At 34.2% G+C, this 17,331-nt stretch carries 13 protein-coding genes; 8 read left to right on the forward strand and 5 right to left on the reverse strand.

Annotated elements, in window-relative coordinates:
• Positions 1–37: 37 nt before the first annotated feature.
• Together N2Z58_06720 and N2Z58_06725 are read left to right on the forward strand one after the other, a co-directional pair.
• Complete coding sequence (locus tag N2Z58_06720) at positions 38–1,579, forward strand: CotH kinase family protein (GenBank protein ID MCX7654348.1); 1,542 nt, start codon at positions 38–40, stop codon at positions 1,577–1,579.
• A 302-nt stretch (positions 1,580–1,881) separates the two neighbouring features.
• Positions 1,882–3,441, forward strand: coding sequence for a sodium-dependent transporter (locus N2Z58_06725; GenBank protein ID MCX7654349.1), 1,560 nt, complete (start codon positions 1,882–1,884; stop codon positions 3,439–3,441).
• A 149-nt stretch (positions 3,442–3,590) separates the two neighbouring features.
• On the opposite strand, the gene priA is transcribed toward N2Z58_06725, so the two are convergent.
• The 5 genes from priA to pelG all read right to left on the reverse strand — a co-directional run bounded on the left by priA (position 3,591) and on the right by pelG (position 10,750).
• Entirely contained in the window at positions 3,591–5,918 is a 2,328-nt protein-coding gene (priA, locus tag N2Z58_06730; protein MCX7654350.1) for a primosomal protein N', read from the reverse strand.
• 43 nt (positions 5,919–5,961) lie between these two features.
• The gene (locus tag N2Z58_06735) at positions 5,962–6,813 is read right to left on the reverse strand and encodes a methylenetetrahydrofolate reductase (protein MCX7654351.1); all 852 of its coding nucleotides are present in this window, start codon (positions 6,811–6,813) and stop codon (positions 5,962–5,964) included.
• Positions 6,814–7,283: 470 nt separating this feature from the next.
• The gene (locus tag N2Z58_06740; GenBank protein ID MCX7654352.1) at positions 7,284–8,147 is read right to left on the reverse strand and encodes a hypothetical protein; all 864 of its coding nucleotides are present in this window, start codon (positions 8,145–8,147) and stop codon (positions 7,284–7,286) included.
• Positions 8,128–9,369, reverse strand: a complete 1,242-nt coding sequence (locus tag N2Z58_06745) for a hypothetical protein (protein MCX7654353.1) — start codon at positions 9,367–9,369, stop codon at positions 8,128–8,130. The genes N2Z58_06740 and N2Z58_06745 overlap by 20 nt, the downstream gene beginning before the upstream one ends.
• Positions 9,344–10,750, reverse strand: coding sequence for an exopolysaccharide Pel transporter PelG (gene pelG, locus N2Z58_06750; protein ID MCX7654354.1), 1,407 nt, complete (start codon positions 10,748–10,750; stop codon positions 9,344–9,346). The genes N2Z58_06745 and pelG overlap by 26 nt, the downstream gene beginning before the upstream one ends.
• A 379-nt stretch (positions 10,751–11,129) precedes the next feature.
• Here pelG and N2Z58_06755 point away from each other — a divergent pair, with 379 nt between their 5' ends.
• From N2Z58_06755 to N2Z58_06780, 6 genes are all read left to right on the forward strand, one after another.
• Positions 11,130–11,417 (forward strand): RnfABCDGE type electron transport complex subunit B, encoded by a 288-nt coding sequence (locus N2Z58_06755; GenBank protein ID MCX7654355.1) that lies wholly within the window; start codon positions 11,130–11,132, stop codon positions 11,415–11,417.
• A 37-nt stretch (positions 11,418–11,454) separates the two neighbouring features.
• Positions 11,455–12,453: a DNA-processing protein DprA gene (gene dprA, locus N2Z58_06760; GenBank protein MCX7654356.1), complete on the forward strand. Its 999-nt coding sequence runs from the start codon at positions 11,455–11,457 to the stop codon at positions 12,451–12,453.
• Between the two features lie 55 nt (positions 12,454–12,508).
• The gene (gene panC / locus N2Z58_06765) at positions 12,509–13,345 is read left to right on the forward strand and encodes a pantoate--beta-alanine ligase (GenBank protein MCX7654357.1); all 837 of its coding nucleotides are present in this window, start codon (positions 12,509–12,511) and stop codon (positions 13,343–13,345) included.
• A gap of 67 nt (positions 13,346–13,412) precedes the next feature.
• The gene (locus N2Z58_06770; GenBank protein MCX7654358.1) at positions 13,413–15,551 is read left to right on the forward strand and encodes a DUF5110 domain-containing protein; all 2,139 of its coding nucleotides are present in this window, start codon (positions 13,413–13,415) and stop codon (positions 15,549–15,551) included.
• Entirely contained in the window at positions 15,526–17,019 is a 1,494-nt protein-coding gene (gene xseA / locus N2Z58_06775; protein ID MCX7654359.1) for an exodeoxyribonuclease VII large subunit, read from the forward strand. Before N2Z58_06770 ends, xseA begins: the two co-directional genes overlap by 26 nt.
• 48 nt (positions 17,020–17,067) lie before the next feature.
• Entirely contained in the window at positions 17,068–17,331 is a 264-nt protein-coding gene (locus N2Z58_06780) for an exodeoxyribonuclease VII (protein ID MCX7654360.1), read from the forward strand.

Here is a 17,331-nt window from a genome sequence, read left to right on the forward strand (position 1 = left end):
TATTAGAAAACTTGTTCTTAGTATTTTAGTTGCTAATTTGCTATTAATATTTCGGATAGAAAGTATCCATGCTCAGCTTTTTGTTTCTCATGAATCTGGTTTTTACGATGAAACAATTACGGTTAGTATCTTTTCCACAGTTGGTGGAGACATATACTATACTATCGATGGTTCAGTACCAGCTCCTGGGAAAGAAGGAACATACAAATATTCTTCCCCAATAACCTTTCAGAAAAACTACGCTAACAAACTTATGTTCATTCCTACATCTCCAACATGGCAAGAACCTAAAGAATTATTTCCAAAGGCGACCGTTATCAGAATCGTGGAAGTTAAGGACAGCAAAGTGATAGATACAGCTGTCCGAACTTATTTCGTAGGTATTAGACATTCGTTACCTGTGGTCTCGATAATTGTCGATCCTCAAGACCTTTTTGATGATGGTAAGGGAATATATGTTCCTGGAAAACTTTTTGATCCTTCAAATCCGTATTGGACTGGGAATTATCACCAAAGGGGAGAAGCTTGGGAACGTCCTGCAATTTTTGAGTATTTCGAGAATAACAATCTAAGGTACAGAACCGAAATTGGAGTCAGGATTCATGGAGAATTTTCAAGAAGCTTCCCAGTAAAATCTTTAAGACTTTACGCGCGTAACAAAGAAAAGGAGTTTACTTATCCATTTTTCGGAAGAAGTGGGTACAAAAAGCTGCTATTACGAAATTCTGGAAATGATTGGGAATACTGTTACATGAGGGATGCAGTTGCGCAGAATATTTTTAAAGCTTTGGGATTTGATACTCAAGATAATTATCCTGTTGTTCATTACATAAATGGTGAATACTGGGGAATTGTTTATCTGATGGAGTATTACGATTTGAGATATTTGCAAATAAAGTATGGGGTAAGTGAAAAAAATACGGTTATTATAAACTACGATTTAACTATTCAAGATGGAAAAGAAGGTGATCAACAAAGTTTTGTAGAGCTTCTTAATTTTGTTAGAGAGAATGACCTTTCGATCAAGAGTAATTACGAAAAAGTTTGTAACCTAATTGATATTGACAACTTTATCAATTTTAAGTTATCAGAAATTATAGCTGCAAATAACGATTGGCCCGGTAACAATGAAAGAATGTGGAGGGTCTTAAAAATCGAGGACAATACATATGCGGATGGAAAATGGCGTTGGATGATGTACGATATGGATAATTCTCTCTGGATACCTGAACATAACACCTTGACCGTCGCTATTTTTGGTGACCCAAACGTACCATGGACTATGACAGATGAAGCAACACTACTTCTGCGAAAACTGTTAAAAAACGAGGAATTCAAAAAGAAATTTGTTGAGAGATTCTACTATATTATGAGCAATGTCTTCATTCCTGAGCGCATAAACACAATTGTAGAAAATTATATTAATCTTCTTAAGGATGAGATGGTACTTCATAGCAATAGATGGGGAAAGCCGGATGCTGAGTTGTGGAAAGAGGACTGTTTGTGGTTGAGTAATTTTGGATATCTTAGAAAAGAATTCATCGAGAATATCTTCAAAAACTTTTTTGAGAGTGAGTAAAAAGTAGCTTTTTATTCGAGAGTATTTAACAAAAAAGATAGTTAAAACACGGAAAAAACTTATAAGTTTCGTTAGTTTCACAAACTTTTGTTTTGTAACATCAATTAACTAGAAATTACCATTTCGATTAATTTTAGTCTTGATTAACTTTTCGTAGTATGATAAATTTTTTGTGTTAGTTATCATTAAGAATGAGATAACTGGCAAAGTGAATAGTCATCCGTCTATTTGTGCATTATTTTTGTTTTTATTTTATGTTCTTTATATTCTATATCCCTAAATTTTCTTGGGAGGTGGCCTTTGTGGAGAAGAGAGAACACTGGGGTAGCAAACTTGGTTTGATATTAGCTATGGCAGGAAACGCTATAGGTCTTGGAAACTTCTGGAGGTTTCCGTATCAAGCGGCGAAGAACGGTGGCGGAGCCTTCATGATCCCTTACTTTGTTGCCTTCCTGTTCATGGGTATTCCTCTTCTAATTATCGAATGGTCTCAAGGTAGATATGGAGGTAAGTACGGGCATGGTACTATAGGCCCCATGATATATTTGCAAGCAAGAGATAGCATTGGACACAAAGCTGCGAAAATTTTTGGAGCTTTATCTGGAGCTATTGCACTCTCTGTGGTTATTTTACTAAATTCCTATTATAATCATATTATCGGCTGGACTCTTGGATATTCATGGGAAACGGCAATCGGTAGTTATATGGACAAATCGATTGATACAGGTTCTTATTTCGTTGGTTATATTCAAAGTCCGTACAAAGTATTTCTCTTCTGGATTGTAACACTTGCAATATTGTGGTACATAACGACCAAAGGTGTTAACAAAGGGCTTGAAACTCTTGCAAAGATTGCCATGCCAGCTATCTATATATTTTCACTTGCTCTTTTGATAAGGGCTCTTACTCTTGGTTCTCCAGTTAACCCTGATTGGACACCCATAAAGGGATTGGATTTCCTCTGGTCACCAAGATGGAACGAACTTAGTTGGTCTTCAACTCTTGCTGCTGCTGGACAAATTTTCTTTACACTTTCCCTTGGAATGGGAATTATACAAAATTACGCGTCTTATCTTAAAGATGAAGATGATATTGTTGCTTCAGCGACAGCAACAGCTTCTTTGAATGAAGTAGCAGAAGTTATTTTAGCTGGAACCATAGTAATTCCTATAGCGTTTACATTTCTTGGCACGGAAGGGTTAAAAAGTGGTGTAGGATTATCTTTTATCGCTTTACCTAACGTCTTTAGAACGATGGTAGGTGGGCCCATTTTTGGTACATTATGGTTTCTGTTACTATTCTTTGCTGGAATTACAAGTTCAATAGCCATGTTTAATTACTTAACAGCATTTTTAGAAGAGGAATTTGGGATCCAAAGAAAGAAAGGTTCAACTTTTGTTTTTATTATGTATATAATTGGTGGTTTACCTATAGCACTTGAACCGATACTAACAAAAACAGCTGATTTGATGTATTTGACTGAACTTGATAACTGGGTAGGTACTTATTTCCTTGTTTTGCTTGGACTACTTGAAATAATCGCAGCCGTTTGGTTGTTCAAGTCAAAAGGACTGGAGGAAATAAATAAAGGTAGTTACTGGAAAATCCCAAGCTGGTTTTATAAGATAATAATGAGCTTTATTACACCTGCTTTTATAATAATACTACTTGTTTTCTCCACTATTGATTATGCAAAGAACGGTTATTTCAAATTAATACCAGATTTTGCACTTAACACTCCTAAACTAATTCCTTGGGTAATTGCCGCAAGGGTTGTACTGGTAACAGTATTTGTGTTGAGTTTTATTTTAACTTACAAGAGTATATCTCAGAAACTTGATAAGGCAAATGGAAGGAAGTGAAAATCATGTCGTCATCGGCAATAATGTTTATGGTATTCAGTTGGGGAAGCATAATTGTGCTTTCTACATTTTCGATAGGAACAATTATGAAAAATTCAAAGAAGAAGTAAAAACATTTGGATCCCAGGAATTTCCCTGGGATCCAGTCTTTAAATCTCCATAGGATTAACCTTTATGGTCCAATCCCCTGGATAATTTGAAATTACTTTTTTGATTATCTCTAAGCTTCTTTCAACCTTATTTGTTTTCAAAAAAACTTGATACCTGTATTTGTTTGCTAGTTTAAATATGGTATGTTCTGAAGGTCCAAGTAATTCTACGTAATTATTGTTGACGTTATAAAAGTCCTCTGATTTGATTATTCTTTCTAATTCATCAACCACAGTTTCCATTGTTTCTCTTGCTGTTTTTGAATCCAAATTTGAGTACATCAACTGAATAACATCTGCAAATGGTGGATAATTAAGTTCTTTTCTCAACTCAAGCTCCCTTTCGTAAAATCCTTCCACATCTTGGTTGGATGCATAGAAAATTATAGGACTTTCTGGATTATAAGTCTGGATTATTGCTTTTCCTTTTTCCCTTCTTCCTGCTCTACCTACAACTTGAACTAACATTTGAAAAGTTCTGAGTGGTGCGTTAATATCAGGATATGATATAAGAGCATCTATATCGATAACACCTACAAGTCCTATTTTATAAATGTCGAGTCCTTTTGTTATCATCTTCGTTCCGACAACGATTTCCAATTCTCCTACTCTTAAAGAGTCAAAAAATTTTTTGAGCTTTTCTGGATTATCAACTACTTCTGCATCAATTCTTCCAATATTCCTAGCTGGAAATAGTATTCTAAGTTCCTTTTCAACTTTTTCCGTGCCCGTACCTTTGTCAATAAACAAGGTAGCTTGGCAATTTGGGCATTTGCTTATTAAATTTTTTTCCCCACCACAAAGATGACATTTTAATTTATCTCTTTCAATATGGTAAGTCATGCTAACATCACAATTATCGCATTTTAGTATGTAACCGCAGACGGCACATTGTACACGTGAAAATCCTTTTCTCCTTGTAAAGATAAGTACACTCTTTTTCATCTGAAGTGTTTCGTCTATGGCTTTGTAAAGCTTCTCGGAAATAGAAGAGGTTAATCTCTTCTCTTTTCTCATGTCCACAACTTCGACATCTGGTAAAGATGAACTATAACGTTTTGTAAGCTTATTGTACACATAAACTTTATCTTTTGCATTCTTTAGAGTCCCTAAGGATGGTGTAGCGGAGCCATAGATTACTGTTACAGGTAAAAATTCTAAGAAATCGCGCAAATCGTAGAAAGGCTCTGAATCGTTGTAATAACTCTCGTCATGTTCTTCATCAATAACTACAAGCCTCAAATCCTTTAACGGAATAAATGCTGCACTTCTTGGTCCAACAAGGATACTAATTTCACCCTTGATTGCTTTCGCCCAAACTTCGACACGTTTAGATGTTGTAAGATAACTATTGTAAGTTTCTATAGGCACATCAGGAAATCTTTTTCTAAGCCTTGCTATAGTTTGTTCTGTAAGTGATACTTCTGGAATTAAGTAAAGTACATTGCCAAAGTATAAGTATTTTTCGATAACTTCCATGTAGATTTCTGTTTTACCACTACCTGTAGGACCAAATATAAGATGTTTTTTTGGTTTGTTCATATCATACGACAGTATGTTATTTACGACTTGCTTTTGTTCGTCTTCAAGTACTACGGTTTGTTTCCGTTGCTCTGTTTCAACTATATGATCCAAAAATTCAATTATTCCCCTGTTTTTCAATTGTACAATAGCATCTCTTTTTACCTTAGTATCTTCTATTAGAGTATGCAATTTTACGCAATCATTTAACAAAAGATAGTTGACGACCATACATTGATCAGAAGTAAATTTGAGTTTAGAAATTTCATCATAAGACACTTTTAATCTAACAAAAATCTCTTTTGACCTTGGTTTAGGTATATTGACTTCGAAATCTCTATACACCCTCACAACACCGTTTAGGATGTATTGCCTATAATTTTTTAGTTTTTTGAATTCTTCATAAGGCATTTTTGGTATGTTTACCAAGGGATTAACACTCTCAACAAATAATGAAAAGTAATTATCGAAACCTGGTGGAAATGATATATCAAAATATTGGCCAATACCTGAACCAAACCTTTTAGCAAGTTTTAATAGAGCTTCTACTCTTGAAGGTTCTAAGAATGATCTGTAGTCCAATCTATCTGAAATTTGACAAACATCCTCTAATGTTTCATTTAAAATGACCGAACTTGTATCTTCAGCGAAATCATTCAAACCATTTGCTTTGGAAACTACGTAACCTTTCATTTTTTTTTCCTTGTATCTTATAATCACTCTCTCACCGATTTCTATATCTTCTAAGGACTCACAAAGCAAAAGTTTGCTTAGGGCAGAATTGGAAAGAGCTATTGCATAGAACAAAACAGCATCACCTCATGAAAAAATTTTGAAATCACTAAAATTTTTAAAGCAAATCACTTATGGCTTTTATAACTTCAAGATCTTTTGTTGTTGATGTCAAATAAAAACCATGAACATATTGTGATAATTTTTCGACAACTACCGCTGCTCTTGTCAAAGAGTAGTTTTTGATATCAACATCCGTCTTTTGCCTAAAATATTCTTTTGGAACAAATACACCAGGAACTTTTGAAAAATATTCAAGTTGTTGAAGTGATTCAAACACCATTATAGCAACATATATTTTTGTAGATTTATAAAGTTCCTCGTCGGCCTCAAGAAATTTTAAAATAGTTTCTTCACTAAAAACTGGTTGTGAGACAAAAAACTTACACCCATTTTCCATTTTCAACCTCATTCTTTCGATTGTTTGTTTGTAGTCTTTTTCAAAAGGACTGAATACCCCGCCAGAGTTGAATGAAAATTTCCCGTGTATCTTTACTCCTACAAGGTCTTCTCCTTTTTCGTTTAGTAACTTCGTTAATCGAAAAACATCGTAGATACTAAAATCTTCTATACTTGAGGAAAACGGATACGTACCAACACGTGGGTCATCTCCAGAAAGAATAAGCAAATTTCTAATTCCAAGCATATGAGAAGCTATCAAATCTCCTTCTATTCTTATCGCATTTCTCGTTGTCCTTGAAAAATGCATTAGTACCTCAAAACCGTTTTCTAACAACATGTGTGCTGGTGCTATTGGGGAAACTCTGGTGCTTCCCATCGGTAAATCTGTTACGGCAATTACTTGTGCCCCACTTTCGTGTGCCTTAGTACAGAATTCCATATACTTTTGAATATCTGTACCTCTTGGTGGTAGAGTTTCCAATATAAATCGATTTTCAAAAAATTCCATTTCAACACCTCACAAGCTAACCTTTTTACTTTTATACTGGATTTTAGAAGAAATTTTAAAAACCTTTCCTTTGTGAAAGCTAAATACTTGAAAACGTAAGATCTTTAGCTTTTTTCAAGAAACTATTGTTTTGCTTATACCTTGCATAAGCTGTTTTCCCTATTTTCTTGCTTTGGTTGAAAAGTTATAATCTTTATCTATTTGACATGTACAGCAACCAAAATTTTTCTTAAGAAGTTTCTTGGCCTATTAGAATATATTTCAATGCCTGTATGTTTTCAGCATTCTGTTCTATATGACTTTCTATACGATTTCTAATTGCATCAAGCATAATTTCACCAAATTTTTCTACTATTTAAAAATTTAGAGTCGTTTCTCGACAAACAACGGGACGGGAAACTTGAGCGAAATTTCATAGTGTTGTGTCAACCTAAGGTAGTTCTGTTGCTTTTCAAGCAGTTGAAGTATAATTAACCAAGATTTTTCAGACCATTGTTTCTATAAGCAGTATGCACTTGGCTGTAATTTCCTTTCCTGAGATTTTCAATTAGATACTTTTTTAGTAGTTCCTGATTTTTAGTTTTTCTAAATCCATCAATAAGTATATTCAAATCTCCTTTCAAATAGTACATCATCTCATAGTATATCTGAACTCTGTCTGTCGTAAATTTAAGTTTGTTTAAAAGTAATTCTTTAAGTTGTTCTTCGATAACACCCTTAGGTATTCTTGTACGAAGATAGTTATAGATGTGCAAACATGATGTTATCGAATTATCCTGTTTCGTTTTTGAAATATTTGTCTCAAAGTAATTCTCAATATCCTCCAAAGCCTGGCTGGCGTAAAGAGCTACGTCCATGTGTGGATCTTTCAATAATGCTCTTAAATAGTTCATGTTCTTTTCTATGTCTATTCCTTTAGTGACGTAGGTAACTATAGTCTTTGTGAGTAATTTTTTTTCAGATGGTCTGCCTATCAAAAGTAAAGTTTTTACCGGTAAAGCGTTCATTATTTCATCTTCTATCTTAACGGTAATTTCAGGTGGTATAGGAACGTTAAAGAAGTCCTCAATTTCCTGAGTTTTTGTCGGTATCAGCAAGAGCCAAGATAAAGGATACGAAAGAATGAAAATGATACTCTCTGGGATATTTTTTCTTGTTAAATAGTAAATAAAGGCTGATAAAAGGCATACCACAAAGTTTGGAATCCTTAGTCCCTGTAGGAACATCATAACAGTATTTATAATTATCAGAGCTGCGTTTAAGATGTCAACGAATATGTAAACAAAACTTTTCTTATCCTCCATAATGGATCTTTTAGCATGTTGATATTTCATACTTTTTAGTCAACCTCTCCAATACCTTCCTTTTTCCAAGTTCATCACACACGGGCAGTAAGGCCTTTGTTGTTACAAAATTACCACTTTCTTCAGAATACAAAATATCTGAGCTTCTAAATTCTTTAACTATGTTTTCATGGTACACTCTCGGGTACTTAAAACAAATTTCTTTAAATTGTATACCAAAGCGTTCTTTTCTCTTTTCAAAGATAGACTTCTTTTTTGTGTAATACTCTGCCTCCCAAGTACCATCTGGCTTTCTGTACTTTTCAACAAGCAATGCTTCTTGTTCGCTTATTATTTTCATGTTGGCATGAAACCAAGATGCAATGGCTCTTATGTATTGCACAAGTATTTCTGAAAAATTCTCAGGTTGAATATCCTCAACAACAAGAACACCTGATAAATCACCTTGTCTTCCAATCGCAACGCAGAACCAAGGTTCAAAAGAGTCAATTTCACTTTCCAATATGATTTCTGGAAGAGTACTATATCCTTTTTCGATGGCCTTTAAAATAACCTTAGATGTATCAACAGCCAACGAGTTTGGTAATTTACGAGTTCCGACACCGTTGACAAATCGTAAGAAGTTTTTTTCTACACGATAGAGTTGAAGATTCGTAAGTTGAAAAAAGTCGGCAACTATTTCAACAAATCTTGTTAATATCTCATCTAAGTCAAGTACTTCAAGTTCTTTTAGACGTTCAAGTAGATTTATCAATCCTTCTCCTTCGAAAAAAACCCTTAACCGCAATTGATTAACAACTGATTGCAAATTACTTAGGCTCTCTATTAAGTTGTGATTCTCAAGTTCTAACTTTTCATTTTCGTTTTTGATGGTTTTAATTTTTCTATTTAGGATTTCTCCTACTATTCCAAGCGCAAGTCCTACTGTTATTGTATAAATCGATAGTACGTTGGCGTCCAAGCCTAATTCTTTATTTCTGTAGAAGTAGGTAATTATGATTTGGAAAAGTGATACTGAAAAAAGGAAAGGTAACAGGCCGTATCTTGCCGACCAGATAAAAATGAAAGTCATGATAAGAATAGTTGACGTTATTGGTTCAATTACAGAAAATATTTCAAGTATGATGATTATAAGAAATACAATCAGAAGTTCTACTATCTGCACACCGATGTGCTTTTTTACATTTGTAAAGGAAAACTTCATATAATTAAAAATAATTGAGAGTCTATCGAACAATTTGTTTGTTCTCATGAACAATTAACTCCCTTCGCGCAATCAGAAGCTTACTTCTTGTAAACTCAAATCTTATAAGATCTGAGTAAATTTTTCTGAAAGAAAGGAAAGCATAGATCGTTGAAAAACAAAAGCCGATTAGGAACCCGAGTCCAGGATAAATCCTTATAGTTAATATGGAAGTAATAATATTAATCGAGAAAGCCATTATCGCTCCTTTCATGGGTATATCGGGCAAATCAAAATAATGTGCTATGAGTGAGATATATAAAAATATACCATTTAGAGCGGCACCAACGATACCAAATCTAAGAGTCTTTAATCCATATTCATCAAGTAATAATAAGTTAGCTAGTTTATCTGAAAGAATTAATCCAACAAGCATAAATGAAAATTGAATCGATAGGACAGATTTTGTTGTTGAATGTAAAACATCATCAAGACCTGATTTAGCAAGTCGTATGAATTTGAATGTTCTGTTTTCTTCGATTGATCTGTAAAATAGTCTGTAGTGATTGTAAAAATCAGTTTCTAAGATCAGTACAAAAAGTGAGAGAGTTGGAATAATGAACAGGTAAGAAATAAACATCGGAATATCGTATTGTGGAGCGAAGACAAAACCTTTTGAAATTGAATATTTGAAATACGCCCACGCTATAAAATCATCAACCCAAGCTGCCAAATATGTGAAAATCCCCGCTATTGTTTGTATTTTATACTTTTTTATTGCTTCAATAAATAAATCGGTTCCTGATCTATGTTCATTCTTAGTGTATAGATGACTCTTTATAACAGTCTGTAATAACACCATGATCGTCATTAGACCCAAGTTGAAACCAAAGTAAGCATAGTATTCTCCAAAGGTTTTAAAGAGAATTAACGTAAATATAAGACTAATTGAACCTCCGATGAGGAAAGTGCTGACAACTGGAAAAAATTTTCTGATGGACGATATGAAAACTATCTGCACCCATATTACGGTTAATACTGTTAGAGAATAAGAGAAAAGTCCTATCTTGACAACATCAAAAATGCGATTCGTTGTGAAGAAAATAACCAAAAAAACAGCTGAAGACAAAAGAGCATAGTTTACACTAGATATATAGAGTTGATATATCTTTTGAAAATCTTTTTTATATATCAGATCTGAAAGATAACGTGTTACGGAAGTTGAAACACTACCAAATAATATGGTGGAGAATATAAATGTGTATATTATGCCGGAAATAAGAAACGGAATTTTTTCTTGTGGAATAAGCAATTGTATTAGAAATACCGTGATTGAAGATATAATCCACGGGCCAGCTGAAATGTTAGCCGAATAAAAAAATGCAAATATATCCGAAAAAAAGGAATTTCTTCTCAGTAATTTATTAAGTTCGAAACCTATACCAGCCACAGGATCACCAACCAGACTTTTTTCAAATTAAGAAAAGTAAAGTCACATTTTCTAAGTTATTATAATTATAACATTTTTCTTTAGAAAAACAAAAAATCCCCCGGACGTTTTCCGGGGGTACTTGAAAAAGTTTCTCAACTCTTCCAAGGGGGGATAGGGGGGTCGCTGCAGTACATTTATACATGTAATTATGTAAATTTTCAAGTTTTACAATGTTAATTCAATGAAACGAATGAATCAATAGAGTTTTTACTACAGAAAAAATCAACGCGAGTTTATGATTTGCATTTAAACACAATTTAAGATATAATAAATTCAAGAAAGCAAAGTTCTTTAATCAACATTGAATCCAGGGCTGGTTTTGTTGGAGGTGAACTGCGTGGTCGTTGTGTATTCTGCTGTTTTACTTGGTGGTATAGGATTTGTTTTTGGACTATTCTTGTCTTTTGTGAGTGAAAAGTTCAAAGTTGAAGAAGATGCAACAGTTAGATTAATACTAGAAGCATTACCTGGTATAAACTGCGGTGCTTGCGGTTATCCTGGTTGCGAGGCATACGCAAAAGCGGTAGCAAAGGGGGACAAACCGGACAAGTGCTTGCCTGGGAAAAAATCTGGGGTAGAAGAGGCGATAAAAGAAATACTTTCGAAGAATAAGAAAGTTTCTTGAAATTATAACTATATTTTACATTTAAAAGAGGAAATTTATGAAAAGTTCCGAATTGGTAGCGTATTGCAAGTTGTTTAAGAAAAACCTTTCGGAAATTGAAGAGTTTCTGTCTTATGGAAAATCTATAAGTACCAGCAGATCTTTGCCTTCCGAATTTAAAGAATTGGTTTCAAAGATTGAGGAAAGGTTATCAAAAAAGGATATTTATCTTATTACTTACTGGGATGAAGAATATCCGGAGGTTCTTAGAAATATCTCCGATCCTCCGGTTTTTTTGTTTGTGAAAGGCAAAGTTGATTATTTAGCTTACAACCTTTTTGCTGTTGTTGGAACACGAAAAATGAGTAGTTATGGTAAACAAGTCACGGAACAGTTTGTTAAAGAACTGACAAAATATTTTGTTATTGTCAGTGGAATGGCGTATGGAATAGATAGTGTTGCTCATACGACGGCTTTGAATTCCGCAGGACGTACAATTGCTGTTTTAGGTTGCGGAGTTGATGTTGTTTACCCGAAATCCAATGAGTTACTTTACAAAGAAATTATCAAAAAAGGATGTGTTGTGAGTGAATATTTGCCTTGGGAAAGACCCCAAAAATACACATTTGTAGCAAGAAATAGAATAATATCTGGCTTATCGCAAGGTGTGTTGGTAACAGAAGCGGGCATAGACAGCGGTGCACTCATAACAGCTAAATTTGGTTTAGAACAAGGGAAGGACATATTCGCAGTTCCTGGAGATATATATAAACCCTCGTCTGAGGGAACAAACTACCTCATACAAAATGGCGCATTTTTGGTAACTAATCCATATCAAATACTTGAATATTATGGATTTAAAGAGCACAAAAAACTGGTAGAATTATCTGAGGAAGAAAAGTTAATTATAGATATTTTGTCTACTGAACATACTGTGGAAGAAATTTTGGAAAAAACGTCAAAAGATTTTTCAGAAATAATGGTACTACTTACAATTCTTGAGCTCAAGGGACTTATTTATAGAACTGAGTCAGGAATGTATGCAAAAGCAATTTGATAACATTTGACTTATTCATGTTATAAACCTTTCAACCTAAAAAGGAGGATTTTTTATGAGACTTGTACACACAATTGCAGAGATGAAAAAAATTTCAAGTGATATACTCGAACAAAAGAAAAGTATTGGATTTGTACCTACTATGGGATATCTACATGACGGACATCTAAGCTTAGTTCAGAAGGCGCGTGAAGAAAACGATATAGTTGTTGTGAGCATTTTTGTAAATCCGACTCAATTTGGGCCAAACGAAGATCTTGATAGATATCCGAGAGATCTCGAGCGAGATTTAAGGTTGCTTGAACCTTTAAATGTGGATTTTGTATTTTATCCAACTGTGGAAGAAATGTATCCACAAAATTATTCTGTTTATGTTGATGAAGTAGAACTTTCTAAATATCTTTGTGGTGCGAAAAGGCCTGGACATTTCAGGGGAGTATGCACGGTTGTTACTAAGTTGTTTAATATAGTAAAACCAACAAGGGCATATTTTGGCCAGAAAGATGCTCAGCAGTTCAGAATTTTACGTAGAATGGTACAAAATTTGAATATGGATGTCCAGATGATAGAGTTACCAATTGTACGTGAAAGAGATGGTCTTGCCATGTCTTCGAGAAACGTTTATTTGAACCAGGATGAAAGGGAACAAGCTACAAGATTATATAAATCTTTATTAAAAGCTAAGGAACTAATAGATAACGGTCAAAAAAATATTGAGGTTATAAAACAGGCTATGCACAAAATTTTAGATCATCCTCTAATTAGAATAGATTATGTTGAAATAGTAGATGAAGAAACTTTAGTTCCCGTAGAAAGGATAGAAAAAAAAGTGATAGTGGCAGTTGCTGCCTTTGTTGGAAAAGCGAGATTGATAGATAATATAATAGTATGAAACAACTTTAAGTATTTGCAAAGTATTTGGAAATAAAGAACTCTGAACTTCGAATGGAGGTATTACTGTGGTCTACAGACTCACATATTTTCTCCCAGATGTAGACAGTGAAGCAGTCGTTAGAAATTCTTTTATTGATGCCAAGCCAAGACAATTTGCTGATCTGTTCGAGGATATATACTTAGGTCGCGAAGAAGGTTTGCTAGTGTTAAAAAGGCTATCAAAATCTGATGGACACTATTTTGGATTTGGGGACAAGGTTGGTCCATTAAACAGAAAAGGACGTAAATATACATTTTGGAATACAGACAATTTTACGCACCATCCTTCAGCAGATCCTTTATACAAAAGTTTTCCATTCTTCATATTTGTTTCCAATGATTTAGAAACAGTTTATGGTTGCTTTACAGACTATCCTGGGTGGATGGAGATTGATATAGATTCTGACAATAATAGGCTGTTGACTTACAAAATAAAAGGCTCTGGATTTTTTCAATACATAATTACAGGTGAAGACATAAAGGATATTCTAGCTCAATACATAAATCTAACAGGAAAGAACGTAGCATTTCCAATTTGGGCATTTGGATATCAACAGTCAAGATGGAGTTATTTTAATGAAGAAGAAGTGATAAACGTTGCTGCAAAGCTTAGGGAGAAGAGAATTCCCTGCGATGTTATTTATCTTGACATCGATTATATGGAGCAGTATAAAGTTTTCACATGGAACAGCAAAAACTTTCCACATTATAAAAATATGCTTGAGAAACTTCACAGTGAAGGTTTTAAGGTGATATCTATACTCGATCCCGGTGTCAAGGTTGAAAATGGTTATGAAATTTTTGAAAAAGCAAAGGGTAAGTATTTCTTGAAAGATAAAAACGGGAAAGATTTTGAAGGAGCAGTCTGGCCTGGTAGGGTAAGATTCCCAGATTTTAGAGCAGCAAAAGTGCGTAGATGGTGGTCGAAAAATGCAAGAAAGTACCTTGAAGAAGGGATTGATGGTTTTTGGAACGACATGAACGAAATAGCCATATTTGCTACTGAAAAAGATTTGAGAGAAGCTCGTGAATGGCTCGAAAGCGCAAGTTTGGAAGATGGAATAAATCTTGCAAGTACACTTGGAAAAATCGGAGAAATTGGTCGAAAGGGTCACGGAGACGAGATATTCCATATCGACGGAACACCACACTGGAAGGTTAGAAATACGTATGGCTTAAATATGACAAGAGCCACAAGTGAAATGATTCAAAAACAGCACAAGAAACGACCTTTCCTGATAACGCGGTCTGCTTATTCTGGAATACAACGATACGGTGGTGTCTGGACTGGGGATAACCACAGTTGGTGGGAACATATTCTTCAAGAAGTGATTCGAATTAATTCTTTGAGCTTGTGTGGGGTGTTTTATTCCGGGTTTGATGTAGGAGGGTTCGGCGGTGATGTAAATGCACAAATGTTAATAAGATATATGCAGCTTGGTTTGTTCAGCCCAATGTTTAGAAATCATTCAGCAATAGGTACAAAAAGGCAAGAACCATGGGAGTTTGGAAAAAGTGTTGAAAATATATTGAGAAGCGTTATAGAATACAGATATCGCCTGATACCATACATATATACACAGTACATGGTTGGATTAATGAAGAATGTTCCATTAGTTAGACCAATGGTTTACGATTTCAAAAGAGCTGAAGCGCTTTCTATAGAAGATCAGTTCATGTTTGGTGAAGCAATAGTTGTTGCGCCAGTTTACAGACCCGATGTGCAAAAAAGACTTGTTTGGTTACCCAACAAAGCCATAAATATCTTCGATGGAAAAATATATAAAAAGGGGTGGAATGTGGTAGATACTCCGATTGAATATATACCTGCATTTCAGCTTATTAACACGGCAATTCCAACTGCACAGCCACAACAATTTGTCGAGTTTGAAAAAATTGATAAAATAGTTTGGAATGTTTTCTTAGGTAAACGAGCAAAAACATGGTTTTATGAAGATGACGGAGTAAGTCTGGACTACAAAAAGGGAATTTACAACTTGAAAAAGATAATTGTAAGTGATAAATATATTGAAATTCAGACCGTTAAAAATGCTTATGAGACTCGAAAAAGATTGTGGGAATTTAGGATAATCGACAAGAGGGGAGAAATGAAAACAAAGTATATTGAGGTTGGTAGCGATGGAAAGTATACCATTCAAATATAACGATTCACAGATTATTGAATTTTCAACACTAAGAGATTTTATGGAGTACGTTGAATCCAGACTCAAAGAAACAGATTTTATGAAAACAAGATACAAATTTTCTGCAGATGTGGTTAAGGTAAAACCGTATAATGGTTCACTTTATATAACTGTTTCCCAAGAAACAACAGACGGCAAAAAGACAGAGTTAACTGTTATAATATGGAAAAACCTTACGCGTACGATTTTAGATACACTGGGTTTAAAAAGTCCAGATGAGTTGGAACACAAGAAATGGGAATTTCAAGGAAGGTTGTCATTTTACTCTGATAGAGCCCAACTTAGTTTTTGGGCAGATTCTGTACTACCACAAGGAGAATCTGATATACTGAAAAGAAGACAAAAGATAAAGCAATTGTTAAAAAAAGAGGGATTATTAACGGAAGTCCTACATGAATTAACCGAACTTGAACCAATTAAATGTATAGCCGTGATTTCATCTAAGACAGCACAAGGATATTTTGACTTTTTGTCTAACCTCCTTGTGCCTGATACTATGCGTCCTGTTGTACACTTGTACGAATCTTCGATGCAAGGTGCAACCACCGCTGAGGAAGTAATCTCGGCATTGAATAGGATAGAATTGTTTTGCAGAGAATCTATGATAAAATATGATGTTATAGTTATAATTCGTGGTGGTGGTGGTCCAAGCGATTTGATGTACTTTGACGACTATAACTTGGCACGTCGTATTGCTTATATGAATGAATTTATTCCGGTACTGACCGGAATAGGACATGAAAAGGATGAAACGATACCAGATTTTGTCGCTTGGCGCAGGTTCCCTACACCAACAGCGGTTGCAAAAGAAATATCAAATCAGTTAAAAGGTTACCTTAACCTGACAGAAACAAACTACAGAGAAATAAGGCAATTAATTCTCAACAGAATAGAAGTTGTAGCAACAAGAATTGGTAGAGATACCAAGACAGTTCTCGAAGATATATTTAATAAAAATCTTGCCAAAATGTATAAAGAGCTAGCAAAAGACAGTGAAACAATCTATAACTTGTTTTCTATAAGTGAATACGAAAAGTTGCTTTCAAAAAACTTTTTAGAATCATTATCTAATAACATAGATTTCCATATTGAAAAGATAAACAAAACATTTAAGCAGGACAGTGAATTATTATCAAGGACCATACAAATGGAAATCCAACTACAAAAGCAAAGAATTGACAATTTACAAAGTCTATCGGAAATTCTTGAAAAAACATACGTTTCTACGATGAGTGTAATTGAAACTCAGAGGGAAGATTTGATGAAAATAGGTGGGCCATTTTCAGCATTCTTATTTGGTGGAGCTGTGGTTACAAAAGATGGGACAATTGTACAAGGCAAAAAGCATTTATCACAAAATGATCTTGTGATACTTAATTTCTTAGACGGTAGTGTTGGTGCTAGGATTGAAAAAATCAATAGAGATTAAATATTATTTTTGTCATTTGAAGAGCAATTTGATTAAGGAGGAATAGTCATGGAGTTAAAGGATATACAGGATGTGTTAAAGCTCAAAGAAGAAGATATAGATAAGCTTCAATTTAGAGAACTTTTAGAAATTGTTGAGTTCATAAAATCAAAGTTTTTGTCTTCTGAACTTGAAATAGAAAAGCAAATGCAACTTTACTCTAAGGCTATAACGTTACTGATGAAAGCAAGAGAAAAACTTTCGTTGATAAAAAAAGAAAAGGAAGAAATAGACAGAAAGTATGAAGAGTTCATTAAAAATATCGAAGAATAA

This window comes from Fervidobacterium sp., assembly GCA_026419195.1.
Lineage (GTDB): Bacteria > Thermotogota > Thermotogae > Thermotogales > Fervidobacteriaceae > Fervidobacterium.